This window comes from Pedobacter sp. AC190 (assembly GCF_979258025.1).
In genome coordinates this window covers 5019907-5040014 of sequence record NZ_OZ409824.1, presented here as the reverse complement: position 1 = coordinate 5040014, position 20108 = coordinate 5019907, and the positions used below count along the sequence as shown (strand labels likewise).

Below are 20108 nucleotides of genomic sequence, written 5' to 3'. Positions count from 1 at the left end.
TTAATTTAATCCTTCTTCAGTTTTAGTCCATTTTATCATAATAGTCCTCAAGTCGTTGAGTGAGAAAGGTTTTGTCAGGAAATCCTTCATGCCTGCATCTAAGCATGATCTTTTATCCTCTTCCATAGCGTTGGCGCTACAACCTATAATTATTGGGGCTGTGTGTTTTTTACTTTCATAATATTTTAAAATCTCGATGGTAGCTGTTATTCCGTCCATTTCGGGCATTTGCATATCCATCAATATAATATTATGGTGTTCTTTTTCAACTTGTGTTACGGCTTCTATTCCATTATTGGCAACCGAAAATTGATAACCAGATTTTTGAAGCATTTTTGAAGTAATAATCTGATTAAAAACGTTGTCTTCGGCAATTAAGATTTTTATCCCAGCAACTGGGATATGGTTTTTAACTTTAATCTCACTAGTAGAGGCTAACTCTTTATTTGGCTGGTTTAATTCAATTGGTATTTTAAAAGTGAAATCAGAACCTTTGCCTTTAATGCTAAATGCAGTAATATTGCCGCCCATCATTTCGGCCAGCTTTCTGCAAATTGCCAAACCTAAACCAGCGCCTCCGTATTTTCTGGTTATAGATGGGTTAACTTGAGAAAACGGCAGAAATAATTTTCGCATATCTTCCTCATTAATACCAATTCCAGTATCCTTAATTACCGATATTAATGTGCCAATTCCATTTCTGTATTCATATTTAATAGATAAATTAACTTCACCAATAAGGGTGAATTTTATCGCGTTACTTAATAAGTTAATTAATATTTGCTTGTATTTAATTTCGTCGGAAACAATAATTTGAGGTAAATTTTCATCGATATTGATGTTAAGCTTAAGGTTTTTGTTTTTAAGCATGGGTTTAATAATATTTTCAGTATCTATTATAGAAGCCCTAATATTAAACGAATGCTTATGTATTTCCATTTTATTTGCCTCTATTTTGGAAATATCAAGTAAGTCGTTAACAATATCAATCATTATATTATTACTTGCCTGTAAAGTATTTAGAAGTTGTAATTGTTCATCATTAAGCGGCGTAAGTTTAAGTAATTCTGAAGCCCCAATAATACCATTTAAAGGTGTTCTTATTTCGTGGCTCATGTTGGTTAAAAAGTTTGATTTTGCATTTGTTGCAGCTTCAGCTTTTTCTTTAGCTAGTATAAGCTCTTGTTGCGAAACCTCTAATCGTTGCTTGCTTTTTAAAAGTAAAAAACGCTCGTACTCTGTTACATTTCTATATGCAGCTAGCATGAAAATCATCATAAAGCACATATTTAGTAGAGCAAAAAGTAAATCTAATTTTTGTTCATAATCACTTGGGTAAGGGGTTACTAAACTGGGGAACTTATTCTCTAAAACAATACAAGAAACTGCAATAACGAAAAAGATAGATATAAAAATAATCCTTAGTTTTTTAGAAAGAGAAAGCATGGCGATGCTCAAATAAAAAATTAAGAATATAGGCGTAGAGCCTAACGCGCCTCCATTTAAAAACCATGCAGGGAACATGGTAGCGCAATTAAAGATGAAGTACCAAAAACGGCCAGTTTCTGAAACCTTGCCTTTTATAGCATAATAATAAAATGTTAAGTGAACTAAGATGCCAAGAAATACAGTTAAATTGATTGTCCATGTTAGCTGTAGAATGAAATTTGTAATTATTGCAATAACAGAAATTATTGTAACACACAAACATAAAACCGCAAAGAGCTTGGATTCTACATTTATTTTACGATTTCGGATGTTTAATAATTTAAAATTCTTTAACACATCAAATCAATTTTAATTTTTAAAGATAAATAATTTAATAGATCTTTAAAATGGCTGGTTATATTGCATTCAATATTACTAATTTTAAAATTATACTTAATTTACTAGCTTTGTACGATATATGCTATCTAAAAAGACTAAATATGCCATTAAAGCACTCGTTGCACTTGGTAAAAATGTAGAAAAACCACCCATGCAAATCTCAAAGATTGCCGAGGAGGAGCATATTCCTAAAAAATTTTTAGAACAAATCCTTTTAGATTTACGTAATGCAGGCTTTTTGTACAGTAAAAAAGGTGCTGGAGGCGGTTATAGTTTGAATAAAAAGCCCGAAGAAATTCTATTGGTTCAGGTTATGCGTGTTACTGATGGGCCGATTGCTATGGTGCCGTGTGCAAGCTTAAACTTTTATCATAAATGTGATGAATGTGTAGATGAAAAAACATGTGGCATTAGAAGTGCATTTATCGATGTTAGAGATGCAACACTTAAGGTTTTAAGCGAAACCAGCATAGCTGATGTTATTGGTAGAGAAGATAACCTAAAGTTAGGTTTAAACAATATTTAAAGTTTTATTTGCTTATTCCTCAAGGAATAAGCAAATTTTTTAATAAAAATTACGACTATTCCTATATACTTTATATATTTGGCAGATGAACATTAATTTTATACATAGCCAAATTAATACCCAAATGATGCACTATTGTTGTAAAACAAAGTAGGAGAGGGTATTAAGATAATTTATAGGTATAAAATATTGGATGCTTCTCAGTTAAAGAGAGGCATTTTTTGAATAAAAGCTAACAACACATATGCAAAGTTTCAGAACAGAACTCGAAAACAATATTGTCGAGCAGGACATTATCGATTTAGAGAATAAAATCAAGGCTTTTCGCGATGGAACCATTCACGATGAGAAATTTAGAAGTTTACGTTTAGCCCGTGGTGTTTACGGACAAAGACAACCTGGCGTACAAATGATTCGCATTAAACTGCCATTTGGAAAGGTAACTTTTAAGCAATTATTGCGTATCGCCGATATCGCTGATGAATATGGAAGTGGCAATTTACACTTAACAACCCGTCAGGATATTCAGTTGCATTATGTGAGTTTAGATAGAACGCCAGAGCTTTGGGCAAAACTGGAACAAGATGATATAACCTTGCGTGAGGCCTGCGGAAATACGGTTCGTAATGTAACGGCATCACCAAATTCGGGTATTGATAAGGATGAACTTTTTGATGTTTCGCCTTATGCTCATGCAGTTTTTAAGTACTTTTTACGTAATCCAATTTGCCAGGAAATGGGCAGAAAGATTAAAATTTCTTTCTCTTCGAGCGATAAGGATACGGCTTTTAGTTATATCCACGATTTAGGTTTCATTCCGAAGATTAACGAGAATGGCGAACGTGGTTTTAAAGTTTTATTTGCGGGTGGGTTAGGTGCTCAGCCATTTTTAGCGAGTGCAGTTCATGAGTTTTTACCTGAAGACCAATTGATTCCTTTTACGGAATCAGTTCTACGAGTTTTCGATCGTTACGGCGAACGTAGTAATAGAAATAAGGCACGTCTAAAATATTTGGTTCAGAAGCTTGGCTTGGAAGAAGTATTACGTTTAGTTGCTGAAGAGCGAATTGCGAACAAAGTGAAAACTTTTGCAATCGACAGAGATACCGTTCCTCAACCAGCTTTGCCTTTAGAACGAAAGTATTCAGCTGTCGAAATCCTGAATGAAACGCATTATAAACATTGGTTTGCAACAAACGTTGTACCGCAAAAGCAAGATGGTTTTTATTCGGTTTATGTTAAAGTTCAGGTTGGCGATATTAAAACAGACAAAGCTCGGGCTTTCGTTGATGCGATTAAACCTTACGTTGCAGATGAAATCAGAGTGACTCAAAATCAGGGCTTGCTTTTAAAATTTGTTCGTGAAGAAGCTTTGCCATCATTATACAACGCTTTAAATAAAATTGGTTATACAACAGCTGGTTTCGATAGTCTGGCGGATATTACCACTTGTCCAGGAACAGATACTTGCAATTTGGGTATTTCGAATTCCATGACTTTAGCAGAAGTGTTGGAAGATGTGATTTATACAGATTTTCCTGAGTTTATCTATGAGAAAAATATCAAGATAAAAATCAGCGGCTGTATGAATTCTTGCGGTCAGCATGGTTTAGCAGAAATTGGTTTCCACGGAAGTTCGGTAAAAGCAGAGGGGAAAGTTGTTCCAGCGGTTCAGGTTATGCTTGGCGGTGGAACAGTTGGAAACGGCGTTGGCCGTGTGGCAGAACGTGTAATTAAAGTGCCATCGAAAAGAGCAACCAGCGTTTTGCATTTCATTTTAAATGATTTTAAAACCAATAACGAAGAGAACGAAAACTTCCACCAATATTATGATCGAAAAGGTAAAGATCATTTTTATCAACTATTAAAGCCATTGGCCGATTTAACCAATCTTCAGCAAGAAGAGTTTGTTGATTGGGGCCATGTAGAGCAATTTGTTACCGCGATTGGTGTTGGAGAATGTGCGGGCGTTGTAATTGATTTGGTAGCAACTTTGCTTCTAGAAGCTGATGAAAAATTCGGTTGGGCAAAGCAAAATTTAGATAAGGGGGCGCACGCTGATGCGATTTATCATACCTACAGCACTTTCGTTAGCGCTGCAAAATCATTGCTTTTAGATAAAGGCGTAAACAGTAGCACACAGGTTGGCGTAATCAGAGAGTTTGATAACCACTATGTGGAAACAGGCGAATTTAATTTATCGACTAATTTTTCAGATTTGGTTTTACAAATCAATAAAAACGAGCCAACAGCAGAATTTGCAGCAAAATATTTTAGCGAAGCTGAAGCATTTTTAAATCAGATTAAAGAAAAAAGATCAGTAGTAAAAGCTTAATCATGAGTAGTCAAAAAAAATATAAAGAATCAAAAATAACCCTTTTAGGCGCAGGTCCTGGCGACCCAGATTTATTAACCTTAAAGGGCGTAAAAGCATTGCAGGCTGCTGATGTAGTTTTATATGATGCATTAACAAATGAGGCATTATTAGAACATGCACCAGCCGATGCCATCAAAGTTTACGTAGGCAAACGTTCTGGAGAACATTCTTACCCACAAGAAACGATTAATAAATTAATGATTGATTACGCCTTAAATTATGGTCATGTGGTACGCTTAAAAGGCGGCGACCCATTTGTTTTTGGAAGAGGATACGAGGAATTGGATTATGCAGCTTCTTACAGTATCCCGGTTGATGTGATTCCAGGTATTTCGAGTTCAATTGGCGTTCCGGGATTACAGCAAATTCCGGTAACACACCGTGGTTTAAGCGAAAGCTTTTGGGTAATTACAGGTACAACTACTTCGGGCGAGGTTTCTAACGATATTTATCAGGCAGCAGAATCTAATGCTACTGTTTTGGTTTTAATGGGTTTGAAAAAACTTTCTAAAATCGTCGAAATTTTCAAAGCAGCGGGCAGACACAATTTACCGGCAGCTGTAGTGCAAAATGGTTCATCAGCAGATGAAAAGCTAGTTGTTGGTGTGGTAGAAACCATCGAAAGCCTGGTTAAACAAGAAAACGTTAAAGCGCCTGCGCTTTTAATTTTCGGCGAAGTGGTTTCGCTACATCCGTCGTTTAAAAACTTAGTAAAACAGTATGCAAGTATTGCCTAACCAACCCGATAATGCAGCGACTTTTTCTGAAGAGGAGAAAGGAAATCAGCTTTTTCCAGTTTTTATAAAGCTGAACAAGCTGCGTACATTATTAATTGGTGCAGGGAATATTGGTCTGGAAAAATTAACAGCGATTGTAAACAACAGTCATCAGGCTAAAATCACCATCGTTGCAGAAATTGTTTCGCCAGAGGTTTATGCACTTATTGCAGAATATCCTCAAATTAAAGTGAAACAGAAAAGTTTCGATGTTTCTGATTTAGAAAATATCGATATCGTTTTCGCAGCAACAAACAACAATATTTTAAACGAAGAAATCAGGGCAGTTACTCATGAAAGAGGTTTACTCATTAATGTGGCCGATAAACCTGATTTGTGCGATTTCTATTTGGGTTCCATTGTTCAGAAAGGGGATTTAAAAATTGCCATTTCTACAAACGGTAAATCGCCAACTATTGCAAAGCGATTAAAACAGATATTAAACGAGGGGATTCCGGCAGAGCTGGATGAAACCTTACAAAATATGAGTGCCTTACGCCAAACTTTGAACGGCGATTTTTCAGCAAAAGTTAAAAAGCTGAATAAGGTTACGCAGAGTTTGATTAATCCACGCAAAAGCTTTGCCGAGCGTAATATCAAATGGTTAATCTGGTTGGCTGCGATATTATTAATTGGCGCCATTGGTTTTTCTTTATGGAATACCGAACCAGAATTTCAGGCTTTTCTAATCAACATCGATCCATTATTTTACTGGTTTTTAGGTGCTGGATTTTTATTTGCATTAATTGATGGTGCAATTGGTATGTCTTACGGCGTAACTACTGCATCTTTTTCTTTGGCGATGGGGTTACCACCTGCATCAGCCAGTATGGCTATTCACATTTCTGAAGTAATGAGTAATGGAATTGCAGGTTGGATGCATTACAGAATGGGCAACGTCAATTGGAAGTTGTTTAAAATTCTAATTATTCCAGCCGTTATTGGGGCCGTTTTAGGTGCTTATATTTTATCATCCTTAGAACATTATAGCGCTTATGTTAAGCCAGTTGTTGCTGTTTATACATTGTTTTTAGGCGGCATAATTTTAATGAAAGCGTTTAATATCAAGAGAAAAAAAGGAAATGAAAAAATAAAGAAAATTGGGTTTCTAGGCTTTGTTGGAGGTTTTATAGACGCGGCTTTTGGTGGTGGTTGGGGTTCTATCGTACTATCGAGTTTAATTGCAGGTGGTCGACACCCACTATTTTCATTAGGAACGGTAAAAATCAGCAGATTTTTCATTGCAACCTTGAGTTCCTTAACATTTTTTACGATGTTAGGAGGCAAACATTGGGAGGCTGTTTTAGGCCTTATTATTGGTAGTGCTATTGCTTCGCCAATTGCAGCTCGGGTCTCGAATAAAATTTCAGCAAAAACCATTATGGTAGCCGTTGGAATTATAGTAATGATTGTAAGTTTGCGCAGTGTGGTTATGTTTATTTTAAAACTAATTTAGTGATGGGAATTGAGGAGCTAAAGGCAGAACTTTCGGGTTTAAATGCCATAGATAAATTAAAATATCTGGCAGATAAATATGCCAATAAAATAATTTTTTCTACAAGTTTCGGTTGGGAAGACCAGGCCATAGCACATTTAATTTTTGAAAATAATATTCCTATAAAAGTATTTACTCTAGAAACAGGTCGACTTTTTCCAGAAACGTATTATGTCTGGAATCGAACTTTAGAGGTTTACAATAAACCGATTCACGCTTATTATCCTAAAAACGAATTATTGCAGGATATGGTAAACACAAAGGGCCCAAATAGCTTTTACGAATCGGTAGAGAATAGAAAAGAGTGCTGTTACATCCGTAAAATTGAACCTTTAAAACGAGCATTAAAAGGCAACGAAATTTGGGTAACTGGAATTAGGGCTGAGCAGAGCGCTAACCGAGAAGATATGCACGATTTAGAATGGGATGAGGGCAATCAATTGATAAAATTCCATCCAATTTTTGATTGGACTTTGGATGATGTGAAAACCTATATTAGAGAAAATAATATCGTTTACAATACTTTACACGATAAAGGTTTTCCAAGTATAGGCTGTGCACCTTGTACACGAGCTGTACAACCAGGAGAAGATTTTAGAGCAGGAAGATGGTGGTGGGAAGATCAAAGCAAAAAAGAATGTGGCTTGCATGCTACTGAAGCAGAGGTTAAAGGCTAAGCTGAAAGATTAAAGCGAAAAGACTAAAGCGAAGGTATTACAGTGAATTGCAAAACCAAATCGTCATTACGAGGAACGAAGCAATCTTAATGCGAATAACAACAACAAACAACAAATGAATATAACATTTGAAGACGATAATGATAGATTATAGAAAGTCACAATCACTCATTCTCTCATTCAAAATTCAAATATCAATAAATGAGTACATATAATTTTGATTACTTAGATGAACTAGAGGCCGAGGCCATTCACATTTTACGTGAAGTAGCAGGGCAATTTGAAAAACCCGCCTTATTATTTTCTGGTGGAAAAGACTCCATCACTTTGGTTCGTTTAGCAGAAAAAGCTTTTCGCCCAGGGAAATTTCCTTTTCCTCTGGTGCATATCGATACGGGCCATAATTTTGAAGAAACCATTACTTACCGTGATAAAATGATTGAAAGAATTGGCGAACGATTAATCGTTGGTTCGGTTCAGGAGTCTATAGATAAGGGTAAAGTTGTAGAGCAAAAAGGTAAAAATGCCAGCAGAAATGCTTTGCAAACGGTAACCCTTTTAGATACCATTGCTAAATACGAGTTCGATGCTTGTATTGGTGGAGCCCGCAGAGATGAAGAAAAAGCCAGAGCAAAAGAACGTATTTTTTCTGTTCGCGATGAATTTGGTCAGTGGGACCCAAAACGCCAACGGCCAGAACTTTGGAACATTTATAACGGAAAAATCCATAAAGGCGAAAATGTGCGTGTTTTCCCAATCAGCAACTGGACAGAACTTGATGTTTGGAATTATATCCGCAGAGAAAAAATAGAATTACCAAGCATTTATTTCTCTCACGAACGCGAGGTAATTACCAGAAATGGTCAATTAATGGCCGCGTCGCCATTTTTAAATATGGATGAAGAGGATTTTATTTTCCGCAAACAAGTGCGTTTCCGTACAGTTGGCGATATGTCTTGTACCGCTGCAGTAGAATCAGAAGCAACTTTAATTGATGATATTATTTCCGAAATCAGCGAATCTAAAATCTCAGAGCGTGGTGCACGTTTGGATGATAAAGTTTCGGAAGCAGCAATGGAGGATAGAAAAAAAGGCGGATATTTTTAAATAGTTGGTTAGTTGTTTCGGTTTTTAGTTTGTTAGATTTAGTAAACCTTCCAAAAAACCAAACAACCACAATCTAAAAAACCAAAAACATGAACATATTAAAATTTTTCACAGCAGGCAGCGTAGATGATGGTAAAAGTACCTTAATCGGCCGTTTGTTATACGATACGGATTCCATTTTAGCAGACCAGCTGGAGGCTTTACAAAGCTCGAACCGCAAAAACGATGATGGAACGATAGATTTAGCCATTTTAACCGATGGTTTGAGAGCGGAGCGTGAGCAGGGAATTACCATTGATGTTGCGTACAAATATTTCCAAACGGATAAGCGCAAGTTTATTATTGCCGATACGCCAGGACATATTCAGTACACCAGAAACATGGTTACTGGTGCATCTACAGCAAATTTGGCAATCATTTTAATTGATGCCAGAAACGGTGTAGTAGAGCAAACAATTCGCCATTCGTATTTGGTTTCTTTGTTGGGCATCAAACACATTGTGGTTTGTATCAATAAAATGGATATGGTAGATTACAGCGAAGATGTCTACAATTCAATTATAGATAAATACAAAGTTTTAGCGCAACAACTTAAGCTTGTTGATGTAAATTATATTCCTGTTAGTGCTTTAAAAGGCGATAACATCGTTCAAAATTCTGAGCGCATGGATTGGTATAGAGGCGAAAGTTTATTACACTTTTTAGAGAAAGTTGATACCGATAATCTCGATAAATCGCAATTGGCCCGTATGCCAGTGCAATGGGTTATTCGTCCGCAAACAGAAGAATTGCATGATTATCGTGGTTATGCTGGTCGTGTGCTGAGCGGAACTTTTAACGTAAACGATAAGGTTACGGTTTTACCTTCGGGAGCGAGTTCTACCATCGAGAAAATTGAATTTTTTGATCAGGTGCCAGTTGCTGCTCACGCAGGTCAGTCGGTTACCATCCACTTAAAAGATGATGTAGATATTAGTCGTGGCGATACCATAGTAAATGCAACGGCTTTGCCACAGGAATCTAAATTAATTGAGGCCGATTTGTGCTGGATGGATGGACGTGCTTTAGATACCTCAATTATGTACCTGATTCAGCATAACAGCAAGGTTACGAAATGTAAAATCAGCGAAATTTTGCATAAGGTTGATATCAATACATTGGAAAAACATCATGCAGATGAATTCAAATTAAACGATATTGGCCGCGTCATTATTAAAACTGCCGATGCTTTAGCTTTCGATTTATACGACGATAACCGTGCAAACGGTTCGGCAATTTTGGTGGATAGCCGTACAAATTTAACCGTTGGCGCATTAATGTTCAGAGCGGCAGTAGAATAAAGATTAGTGATGGAGATTTTTATAATCAAGCAGAACCATAACCAAATATTATATGAGAAACTCTAGATTTTTAATTTAGAGGAAAGCAATTTCAGCGGGGCATCGGTTACGATAGCCCCGTTTTTCGTTACAATCTTTTTGTAAACTTTTGTCATGCTGATGCACGAAGCATCTGTTTCATCGGTTGTAATGACAGCTTTATTTAAGGGCACTGCAACAAAAAGTATTTCCACTTCAACCAGGTTTATTTTACGTAGTAAATTGTGCTATTAAAGTTTGTCTAACAATCCTCAATCAAATTTTTCTATCTTCGCCCATCCCACAAATAACATCCCAAACTAAAACTGCTTTTTTATGCATGCTGGAAAGAAATATTCTTTAAAAGAGTTTATCCTGTGGACTCGTCGCGATATTTATCGTTTAACAATACTCGCTGTAATTCCCACCATACTTTATCATTTTTGCGGCTTTACTTTTCTGTCTATATCCTGGGTTCCTGTGGCGCTTTTAGGTACTGCAATTTCCTTTATAATCGGCTTTAAAAATAATGCAAGTTATGGCCGTTTGTGGGAGGCACGTCAAATTTATGGTGGTATTATAAATGTAAGCCGTTCTTTCGGCGTGATGATCCGAGATTTTTTATCTTCAAAAAATAAATCGCAAGATGTGCAGATTATTTTCTACCGTCATTTCGCATGGTTAACGGCATTGCGTTTTCAATTGAGAGAAGCTCGCACCTGGGAAAATATGAATGATTGGAGGAATGTTGAGTACGCCCGTAATTATCATATTGCAGAGAAAACAGATAAAATAGAAAATGTTTTGGCTAAATATTTATCAACTGATGAGTTGGCTTATATTCTGACGAAGAAAAATAAAGCAACGCAAATAATGGCCTTACAATCGGCTCATATAAATAAGTTGGCTGCTGAGAGTAATTTATCTGATTTACAATTGCAGTCACTTCAGACAGGAATTTCTAATTTTTATGATAATCAAGGCAAGGCCGAGCGAATCAAAAACTTTCCTTATCCACGTCATTTCTCGTCTATCGCTAGTATTATGCTTAACCTTTTTGTTTTTCTGGTTCCGTATGGGTTGTTAAACGACTTTAATAAATTAGGGAATGGAACTTTAATAGAGGGCTATTCTATTTGGCTAAATATTCCATTTGCTTTATTGTTAACCTGGGTTTTCAATACTTTGGATGTGGTGGGGGAGAGCTCAACAAATCCATTTGAGGGTAGTGCAAACGATGTCCCGATTACTAATATCTCCAGAACAATAGAAATTGATATGAGAGATATGTTGGATGAAACTGACTTGCCAGCTGCAATTACGCCAGAGAATAATATTTTATTGTAAGTTTTCTTTATGGAAATGATGAAAACATTTCATCATATTTTTATATTTAAATAAGTATTAATCCCAAAAAATTAAAGCATGAAGAATAAAATTATTTACCTCGTTTTTGCTGCCTTTCCATTTGTTTACGCCTGCAATTCATCCGATAAAAAGGCTGAGACTGCAAAGGTAGATTCGCTGATTAGTGAAACCTGTTACGCCTCTTCGTTTGAAAAAGATAGCGCTGCAATGATATTAAAAACAATGGCATCTGGTAAAGTCACAGGCTCAATGTTAATTAAATATGGAGATAAACCTCAAAACAATGGTAAAATAGATGGTAAGTTTCATGGCGATACGCTTTTGGTTGATTATCGATTTAATACAGGAACAGACAGCACGAAAGCTTTTACCAATCCCTTGGCTTTTTTAAAGAAGGATGGTAAGTTAATTATGGGTGTTGCTCAAATTGAAACAACTTTAGGTAAGTCTTACTTTGTAAAAGGCAAGCCCATTAACTACGAGGCAGGGAAGTTTACTTTTGTAGAAGTGCCTTGTAAGTAGTTAATATAGATCGTATGTATTCTAGTCTTAGCATCTCGCTAAGACTTTTTTGTTTAATCAATTTAAGGAAAACATTGATTTCTATTGATAATAGAACTTTGAAATTTCTAGCTGTTTCTGTCATTCTGAATAAAGTGAAGAATCCGCAAGCGATAGAGTACTTTCGTTGATAATCCACAAAACTGTAGTGGAACAAATCAAGTTTGTGATCTTAGGTTGCAGATGCTTCATTACACTCAGAATAACACAAAGTCAAGTGGAGTCGTCATAGCGAGGCACGAAGCAATCTTACAACTGTGGGTTAAATATTAGAGATCTCCTTAAGATTCCCCGTTGCGCTCAGAATGACAAGTCAAGTGGAGTCGTCATTGCGAAGCACGAAGCAATCTTACAACTGTGGGTTAAATATTAGCGATCGCCTTAAGATTCTTCGTTGCACTCAGAATGACACAAAGTCAAGTGGAGTCGTCATTGCGAGGCACGAAGCAAATCTTAAAACTGTGGATTAAATGTTAGCGATCGCCTTAAGATTCTTCGTTGCACTCAGAATGACACAAAGTCAAGTGGAGTCGTCATTGCGAGGCACGAAGCAATCTTACGACTGTGGGTTAAATATTAGCGATCGCATCAAGGTTACTTCGCACTTCGCAATGACGGTAAGCGATAATAAAAAAATATTTTAAAATAAATTACTACAATTTCTATAGACTTTGTATATTTGAATAATTAATAAAAATAAAAACGAGCTAATATTTTCTGTCATGATTTTAAATAAAGTAGAAAAAGCGAACATTGAACCAAAAATTACACTAATAGGTGCTGGTCCTGGCGACCCTGATTTATTTAGTTTAAAAGGTGTTAAAGCATTAAAAACAGCTGATGTTGTTTTGTATGATGCAAATGTGAACGAAGCTTTACTATGTCATGCTCCAGATGGTATTCCGAAAGTTTACGTAGGTAAACGTACTGATGATGAAGATTTCTCGCAAGATGCAGTGAATAAATTAATCATTGACTATGCTTTAAACTACGGTCATGTAGTTCGTTTAAAAAGCGGCGACCCTTTCTTTTTTGCCAAAGGTTACGAAGAAATTGATGCTGCAGAATCTTACAGCATTCCAACTGAAATTATTCCTGGTATATCTAGTGCAACTGGTGCGCCAAGTTTGCAAAAAATACCAATGATTTATAAAGATTTAAGCGAAAGCTTTTGGGCCGTAACTGGTACAAATTCTAAAGGCGAAATTTCTGAAGATCTATACGTCGCGGCTAAGACAAAAGCAACAATCGTAGTTTTAAACGGTATTGAAAAGGTAAAAGAAATCGCAGCTATTTTTCAGGCTGAAAGTAAAGGTTTATTACCAGTTGCTATTATCCAAAATGGATCTACGCCTGAAGAAAAAATTGTTATCGGCATTGTAGATACTATTGCAGAGTTGGTTGAAGATAAAAAAATAACAGCTCCAGCTTTATTAGTTTTTGGAGATGTTGTTTCCTTACATCCACAGTTTCAACCGATCAGAGATTTCTATGAAATTATTGCTGCAGAGTATTAATAATTAACCTAAACCACATTTATTTGTTTTGTTGTTAAAAACCGCTAGCGAAAGCTTAGCGGTTTTTGTTTTAATGATCTCCCGCAGATTACGTTGATTTTCGCAGAAGTTAAATTTGAAAAGGTTAGGCAATTTGTTTGGAACAGACTTTTGTTCGATAAGCCTGATTGAAGTGGAAATACTTTTTTTGCAGCAACCTTGAATATCCCGTCATTCTGAGGAACGAAGAATCTGCAACCGATGAAACAGATTCGTCGTGCCTCGGAATGACAGAAGTTAAAAAGATTTGAACGGAAAGCAGGACTGCAATCTCCGAAAAGCATGGGGCTTTAACTTTCAAAAAATCATGATTCAATTAACAACCTGAGTGACTTTAATTTGCGATAATCTTCTAAATCTGCGGGAAAATCTATTCCCAAAAATAAATTTTGAATTATTTCCAAATCAGAAAACAATTACTAACTTAACGAAGTTATCTACACCAAATATTTGATGGAAATTATACATATAAGCGCCGAATGTTACCCTGCTGCAAAAGTTGGCGGATTAGCTGATGTGGTTGGGGCTTTACCTAAATATCAAAATAAAATAGGGCACATTGCCAAAGTGGTTGTGCCTGCTTACGATACAAAATTTATCCGCGAAAGTGAGTTTGAAGTTGCCTATGATGCGTGGTCGAACTATGGAAATCATCATTTTCAATATAGAGTATTAAGAGAAAAGACTAATAAACTTGGATTTGATTTATACTTAGTTCACATTCAAGGACTAACGGATAGGCCTAATGTTTACGGCTATACCGATGATACCGAGCGTTTTGTAGCTTTTCAAATTGCAACATTAGATTGGATTGCGCAATGGGAGCATCGCCCAGATGTAATTCATTGTCACGATCATCATACTGGTTTAGTTCCTTTCATGGTTGCCAACTGTTTAAAATATCAAAATATAAGCAAAGTTCCTACAGTTTTAACCATCCACAATGCCCAATACCAAGGCCAGTTTGGCTGGGATAAATTATATTATTTACCGGCTTTTGATTTGTGGAAAGGTGGTTTACTGGGTTGGGAAGATGCGATAAATCCTTTAGCTGCTGCAATTAAATGTGCATGGCGAGTAACAACTGTATCGCCAAGTTATTTAGAAGAAATGATGAATAATGCCCGTGGCTTAGAAAGCTTGCTAAGACAGGAGCGTTGGAAATCTTCGGGTATTTTAAATGGAATTGATAGTGAAGTTTGGAACCCCGAAACAGATCCAATGCTTGGTAAAAGTTACAATTTAAAAACAGTTGAAGCAGGAAAAGCCGCAAACAAAAAGGCACTTTGTGATGTTTTTCAATTAGATTCTTCGAAACCACTCTTCACTTTTATAGGCAGATTGGTTGATGAAAAAGGAGCTGATTTGCTTCCTGATATTTTTTACACCGCTTTACAACAACATGGTGATAACATAAACATATTGGTTTTAGGGTCTGGCGATAGTTGGGTTGAGGGAAGGTTGAATCAGTTAAAAGGCGTTTTTGAAGGGAAATATAATACTTACATTGGTTATAATGAGCAGGTTTCGCACGAGATTTATGCCAGTGCAGATTTCCTTTTAATGCCATCGAGGGTAGAACCTTGTGGTTTAAATCAACTTTATGCTTTACGTTATGGAACGGTTCCGATTGTACGTAGAGTTGGCGGTTTAAAAGACACAGTAATTGATATTGGCGATGGGGGTTTTGGTATTTGCCACGACCAAACCAGCATTTGGGATGTTACCCATGCCATAAATCGAGCTGTAGAATTATATAATGATAAAAAAGCTTTTAAAGCTGTTAGAAAAACAATGATGAAAATTGACCATTCTTGGGATAAAGCAGCAACGAATTACATAGAATTATACCAAATATTAAAATAAGCTTAAACATGACTGACAAAGTTTTAGGCGTTATCCTTGGCGGTGGCCAGGGCTCTAGATTATCGCCACTTACACAAACACGCTCAAAACCAGCCGTTCCAATAGCTGGTAAGTATCGGTTGGTAGACATCCCAATTTCAAATTGCCTCAATTCTGGCATCCACCGTATGTTTGTGCTAACACAGTTTAATTCAGCATCCCTAAATAAACACATTAAAAATACGTATCACTTTAGCCATTTTAGTACGGCTTTTGTTGATATTCTTGCCGCAGAGCAAACGGTTCAAAACGCTGGCTGGTTTCAAGGAACTGCAGATGCGGTGCGTCAATGTATGCACCACATTGTTTCGCACGAGTTCGATTACATCTTAATTCTTTCTGGTGATCAATTGTACCAGATGGATTTCAAAGATATGATTGAGAAGCATATCGAGGCAAATGCAGAAATTACCATTGCCACAATCCCAGTTACGGCAAAAGATGCTACCGATTTTGGTATTTTGAAAGCCGATGATGAAAATATGATTACTTCATTCATCGAGAAACCTAAAACAGGTTTAGAAGATTGGGTTTCAGATACTGGTGCAGAAATGCAGGGTGAAGGGCGTAATTTCTTAGCCTCAATGGGTATCTACGTTTTTAACAGAGAATATTTAATCAATATTTTAAATGAGAACGAGGAGGAGAAAGATTTTGGTAAAGAAATTTTACCCAGAGCAATTGAACAAAGCAGGGTATTGAGTTATCAATACGAAGGCTATTGGACTGACATTGGTAATATTTCATCATTCTTTGAGGCGAACTTAGGTTTAACAGATGAAATTCCAAAGTTTAATATGTTTGATAGCAACCATACTATTTTTACTAGAGCAAGGATGTTGCCACCATCGAAAATTTCGGGTACAACTTTAGAAAAAGCAATTATTGCTGAAGGCTGTATTGTACAAGCAAGTAGGGTAGAACACGCTGTTTTAGGTATTCGTGCCCGCATCGGTAAACATACTGTGGTAACCAACGCTTATATTATGGGTAGCGATCGTTATCAAACTTTAGAGGAAATCCAATCCGAAACCAATAAAGGAAATTCCCTAATAGGTATTGGCGATCGTTGTTACATAAACAACGCAATTATAGATAAAAACTGTCGTATCGGTAACGATGTAAAAATTAACGGCGGTCCGCATTTAGAAGACGGCGACCATGAACTTTACGCTGTTAAAGATGGTATCGTAGTTGTTAAAAAAGGCGCTATTTTACCAAGCGGAACAGTAATTTAAGATAATCATTATCATTAACTAGGCCAGTTTGGATTCTTTCAAACTGGCTTTTTTTTTGATTTGGTAAAAAGTACAACCATTTCTGTCAATCCGAGGCACGAGGAATTTGTTTCATCGGTTGCAGATTCTTCGTTCCTCAGAATGACATTGTTTCAAGCTTGTGCAAAAAAAATATTTCCACTTCAATCAGGCTTATTCACCAACGGCTTGTTTCATGCATCACATTAAGGATAGAGATTAAGATACTTAGCCAAATAACTGCTTTAACATAAAGAGGTTTTTTGAAAGTGAACGTTTAGCTTTTCATTGCCGATCGCAGCCCTGCTTTTCGTTGCAATATTTTTAACTTCTGTCAATCCGAGGCACTAGGAATCTGTTTCATCGGTTGCAGATTCTTCGTTCCTCAGAATGACAGCATATTCAAAGTTGCTGCAAAAAAAAAAATATTTTCACTTCAATGAGGCTTATTCTACAACGGCTTGTTCCATGCATCACGATAATCCTCCGTTAAATCCTCCTTCGCTCCAACATTTTTGGCATTCTCTTGTTAGTAAATAAACACAAAAATGAGTTTATGGCCGAACAACACCTTTATCAGACAGGAATAATAGGAAATTGTGCATTTTTAGCACACGTAAATAAAAATACAGATATCTCATGGCTTTGCTGGCCACGTTTCGATAGTCCTTTCGTTTTTGGAAGCTTATTGGACAAGAAAAAAGGAGGCGAATTTTCAATTTTACCGCAAGGTGAGTACACTTCGACGCAATATTATATAGAAAACACTAATGTTTTAAGGACAGAAATTGCTGCTGCTGATGGCAAATATCGGATAACTGATTTTGCTCCTCGCTTTCATTTATACGAAAGGTATTTTAAACCACTGATGTTCATCAGAAAGATTGAACCTTTGGAGGGAAATCCAAGAATTACCATTAAATGTGAACCAGTTTGTGATTATGGAAAAAATAAAATGCGAGCTAGTAGAGGTAGTAATCACATCGATTATCATGGTTGTGATGAAAATATTCGGTTGAGTACAAACGTTTCGCTAACCTACATTCTCGATGAAAAAGCGTTTGTATTAAACGAAGCGAAATATCTCATCATGACTTATGGTGAAAACTTAGAAGCACCAATAGTAAGTACAGCTGAGAATTTTCTTCGTGAAACGATTGCTTATTGGAGATTGTGGATTAAACATTCCTCAATCGCTGGTTTCTATCAACCTTTCGTAATTCGTTCGGCCTTGGTGTTAAAAATCCATCAATATGAAGATACAGGTGCATTTATCGCTGCCAGTACAACCAGTTTACCAGAATTTCCAGGAAGTACGCGAAACTGGGATTACCGATATTGTTGGTTAAGAGATTCGCATTATGTGCTTACCTCGTTAAACCATATCGGTCATTTTGAAGAAATGGAAAAGTACTTTAATTACTTATCCGATATTTCTTATGCTGAAGATGAACGATATCAACCTTTATACGGCATTGCTGGTGAAAGACAAATTGTTGAGACAACATTAGACCATTTAGAAGGTTACAAAGGCGAACAGCCCATTAGAATTGGAAACCAGGCTTTCGAGCATATCCAAAATGATATTTATGGACAGGTTTTAATTTCGATGTTGCCACTCTATACCGACCATCGTTTTGTGTTTTCAGAGCGTAGCGATTCGGTAAAATGGATTGAAAGTGTGCTTTCTAAAATCGAACGAACGATTGACGAAAAAGATGCAGGCATTTGGGAATTCAGAAATATTGCAAATGTGCACTGTTATAGTAATTTGTTTCAATGGGCAGGAGCACATGCCGCATTAAAAATGGCTAAAACCATTGGAAACAAGGATTTTGAAGAGCGGGCACAGGTTTTAATTGATAAAGCTGCAGCGCATATCGAGGCTTGTTACGACCCAGAGAGAAAAGTTTATTCTAATGCAGTGGGAAGCAAGCATTTAGATGCGAGTACTTTGCAGTTAATTATGATGGGGTATTTAGATCCTGCATCAGATCGGGCAAAAGACCACTTAATTGCTTTAGAAAACGAACTTAAAACAGAGCATGGATTGTTTTACCGCTATTTACATGCCGATGATTTTGGTAAGCCGAAAACCACATTTTTGATTTGCGCTTTTTGGTATGTTGAGGCCTTGGCTTGTGTTGGGAGAGTTGATGAAGCAATTAAAGAGTTTGAAAATATCATTAAATATTGCAATCACTTGTTACTTTTTAGCGAAGATGTTGATGCTGAAACTGGTAGTCAGTGGGGTAATTTTCCGCAGGCGTATAGCCATGTTGGTTTAATGAATGCCGCTTATCGCATCGCAATTAAATTGGATAGACCGATCTTTTTGTAATTAAAATTTATAATAAGTTGTCACATGTTATAATCCAAGGTTCGTGTCCTCATGAACCATTATTTAAGATACGTGAGGACACGAACCGAGGATACAATAGTTATGTCACATTGAGCTTGTCGAAATGACGATGGGTTAAGATTAATTTCGTCTATGCCATGGTTTCGTTTCCTCATGAACCATTATTTAATTATTGTTTCGATTCGTGAGGCCACGAACCGAGGATGCAATAATTGTCACATTGAGCTTGTCGAAATGACGATGGGTTAAAAATTAATTTCTTAATCTATGCCATGGTTCGTGTCCTTACGAACCATTATTTAATTCTTGTTTCGATTCGTGAGGACACGAACCGATGATGCAATAATTGTCACATTGAGCTTGTCGAAATGACGATGGGTTAAAGATTAATTTCGTCTATGCCATGGTTCGTGTCCTCACGAACCATTGTTTTAATTCTTGTTTCGATTTGTGAGGACACGAACCGAGGATGCAATAGTTGTGTCACATTGAGCTTGTTGAAATGACGATGGGTAAAAATTAATTTTTTCTACGTCATGGTTCGTGTCCTCACGAACCATTATTTAATTATTGTTTCGATTCGTGAGGCCACGAACCGAGGATGCAATAGTTGTGTCACATTGAGCTTGTCGAAATGACGATGGGTTAAAAATTAATTTCTTCTACGCCATGGTTCGTGTCCCCACGAAACATTATTTTAATTCTCATTTCGATTCGTGAGGACACGAACCGAGGATACAATAGTTATGTCACATTGAGCTTGTCGAAATGACGATGGGTTAAAAATTAATTTCTTAATCTATGCCATGGTTCGTGTCCTTACGAACCATTATTTAATTCTTGTTTCGATTCGTGAGGACACGAACCGATGATGCAATAATTGTCACATTGAGCTTGTCGAAATGAAGATGGGTTAAAAAATAATTTCCTGATGCCATGGTTTCGTTTCCTCACGAA

15 protein-coding genes are annotated in these 20108 nt (G+C 36.6%); 13 read left to right on the top strand and 2 right to left on the bottom strand.

From position 1 onward, the window contains the following. Complete coding sequence (locus tag ACZZZI_RS21940) at window positions 1-1785, bottom strand: ATP-binding protein (protein ID WP_463491412.1); 1785 nt, start codon at window positions 1783-1785, stop codon at window positions 1-3. Window positions 1786-1906: 121 nt separating this feature from the next. On the opposite strand from ACZZZI_RS21940, the gene ACZZZI_RS21935 reads away from it, so the two are divergent. The 7 genes from ACZZZI_RS21935 (at window position 1907) to ACZZZI_RS21905 (ending at window position 10125) form a co-directional block, all read left to right on the top strand. Further along, window positions 1907-2353: an RrF2 family transcriptional regulator gene (locus ACZZZI_RS21935; RefSeq protein ID WP_316756916.1), complete on the top strand. Its 447-nt coding sequence runs from the start codon at window positions 1907-1909 to the stop codon at window positions 2351-2353. Window positions 2354-2597: 244 nt separating this feature from the next. Continuing rightward, window positions 2598-4688, top strand: coding sequence for a nitrite reductase (locus tag ACZZZI_RS21930; protein ID WP_463491409.1), 2091 nt, complete (start codon window positions 2598-2600; stop codon window positions 4686-4688). Between the two features lie 2 nt (window positions 4689-4690). Next, window positions 4691-5467 carry a uroporphyrinogen-III C-methyltransferase gene (cobA, locus tag ACZZZI_RS21925; protein WP_463491407.1) on the top strand — a complete coding sequence of 259 codons (777 nt, stop codon included), beginning with the start codon at window positions 4691-4693 and terminating at the stop codon, window positions 5465-5467. Continuing rightward, window positions 5451-6962 (top strand): TSUP family transporter, encoded by a 1512-nt coding sequence (locus ACZZZI_RS21920; RefSeq protein ID WP_316756922.1) that lies wholly within the window; start codon window positions 5451-5453, stop codon window positions 6960-6962. The genes cobA (ACZZZI_RS21925) and ACZZZI_RS21920 overlap by 17 nt, the downstream gene beginning before the upstream one ends. A 2-nt stretch (window positions 6963-6964) precedes the next feature. Next, window positions 6965-7678, top strand: a complete 714-nt coding sequence (locus ACZZZI_RS21915) for a phosphoadenylyl-sulfate reductase (protein ID WP_463491405.1) — start codon at window positions 6965-6967, stop codon at window positions 7676-7678. A gap of 201 nt (window positions 7679-7879) precedes the next feature. Beyond that, window positions 7880-8785 carry a sulfate adenylyltransferase subunit CysD gene (cysD, locus tag ACZZZI_RS21910; RefSeq protein WP_344766266.1) on the top strand — a complete coding sequence of 302 codons (906 nt, stop codon included), beginning with the start codon at window positions 7880-7882 and terminating at the stop codon, window positions 8783-8785. Between the two features lie 89 nt (window positions 8786-8874). Then, the gene (locus ACZZZI_RS21905; RefSeq protein ID WP_463491403.1) at window positions 8875-10125 is read left to right on the top strand and encodes a sulfate adenylyltransferase subunit 1; all 1251 of its coding nucleotides are present in this window, start codon (window positions 8875-8877) and stop codon (window positions 10123-10125) included. A gap of 62 nt (window positions 10126-10187) precedes the next feature. On the opposite strand, the gene ACZZZI_RS21900 is transcribed toward ACZZZI_RS21905, so the two are convergent. After that, window positions 10188-10358: a hypothetical protein gene (locus ACZZZI_RS21900; protein ID WP_463491401.1), complete on the bottom strand. Its 171-nt coding sequence runs from the start codon at window positions 10356-10358 to the stop codon at window positions 10188-10190. A 121-nt stretch (window positions 10359-10479) separates the two neighbouring features. Here ACZZZI_RS21900 and ACZZZI_RS21895 point away from each other — a divergent pair, with 121 nt between their 5' ends. The 6 genes from ACZZZI_RS21895 (at window position 10480) to ACZZZI_RS21870 (ending at window position 19130) form a co-directional block, all read left to right on the top strand. Beyond that, the gene (locus ACZZZI_RS21895) at window positions 10480-11490 is read left to right on the top strand and encodes a bestrophin family protein (RefSeq protein ID WP_463491399.1); all 1011 of its coding nucleotides are present in this window, start codon (window positions 10480-10482) and stop codon (window positions 11488-11490) included. Between the two features lie 78 nt (window positions 11491-11568). Further along, entirely contained in the window at window positions 11569-12033 is a 465-nt protein-coding gene (locus tag ACZZZI_RS21890) for a hypothetical protein (protein ID WP_316756933.1), read from the top strand. A 761-nt stretch (window positions 12034-12794) separates the two neighbouring features. Continuing rightward, window positions 12795-13589, top strand: a complete 795-nt coding sequence (gene cobA / locus ACZZZI_RS21885) for a uroporphyrinogen-III C-methyltransferase (RefSeq protein WP_316756935.1) — start codon at window positions 12795-12797, stop codon at window positions 13587-13589. 492 nt (window positions 13590-14081) lie between these two features. After that, window positions 14082-15494: a glycogen synthase gene (locus ACZZZI_RS21880; protein WP_463491396.1), complete on the top strand. Its 1413-nt coding sequence runs from the start codon at window positions 14082-14084 to the stop codon at window positions 15492-15494. A gap of 8 nt (window positions 15495-15502) precedes the next feature. After that, the gene (locus ACZZZI_RS21875; protein WP_316756938.1) at window positions 15503-16771 is read left to right on the top strand and encodes a glucose-1-phosphate adenylyltransferase; all 1269 of its coding nucleotides are present in this window, start codon (window positions 15503-15505) and stop codon (window positions 16769-16771) included. Window positions 16772-17345: 574 nt separating this feature from the next. Beyond that, window positions 17346-19130: a glycoside hydrolase family 15 protein gene (locus tag ACZZZI_RS21870; RefSeq protein ID WP_463491394.1), complete on the top strand. Its 1785-nt coding sequence runs from the start codon at window positions 17346-17348 to the stop codon at window positions 19128-19130. The last annotated feature ends 978 nt before the right edge of the window (window positions 19131-20108 follow it).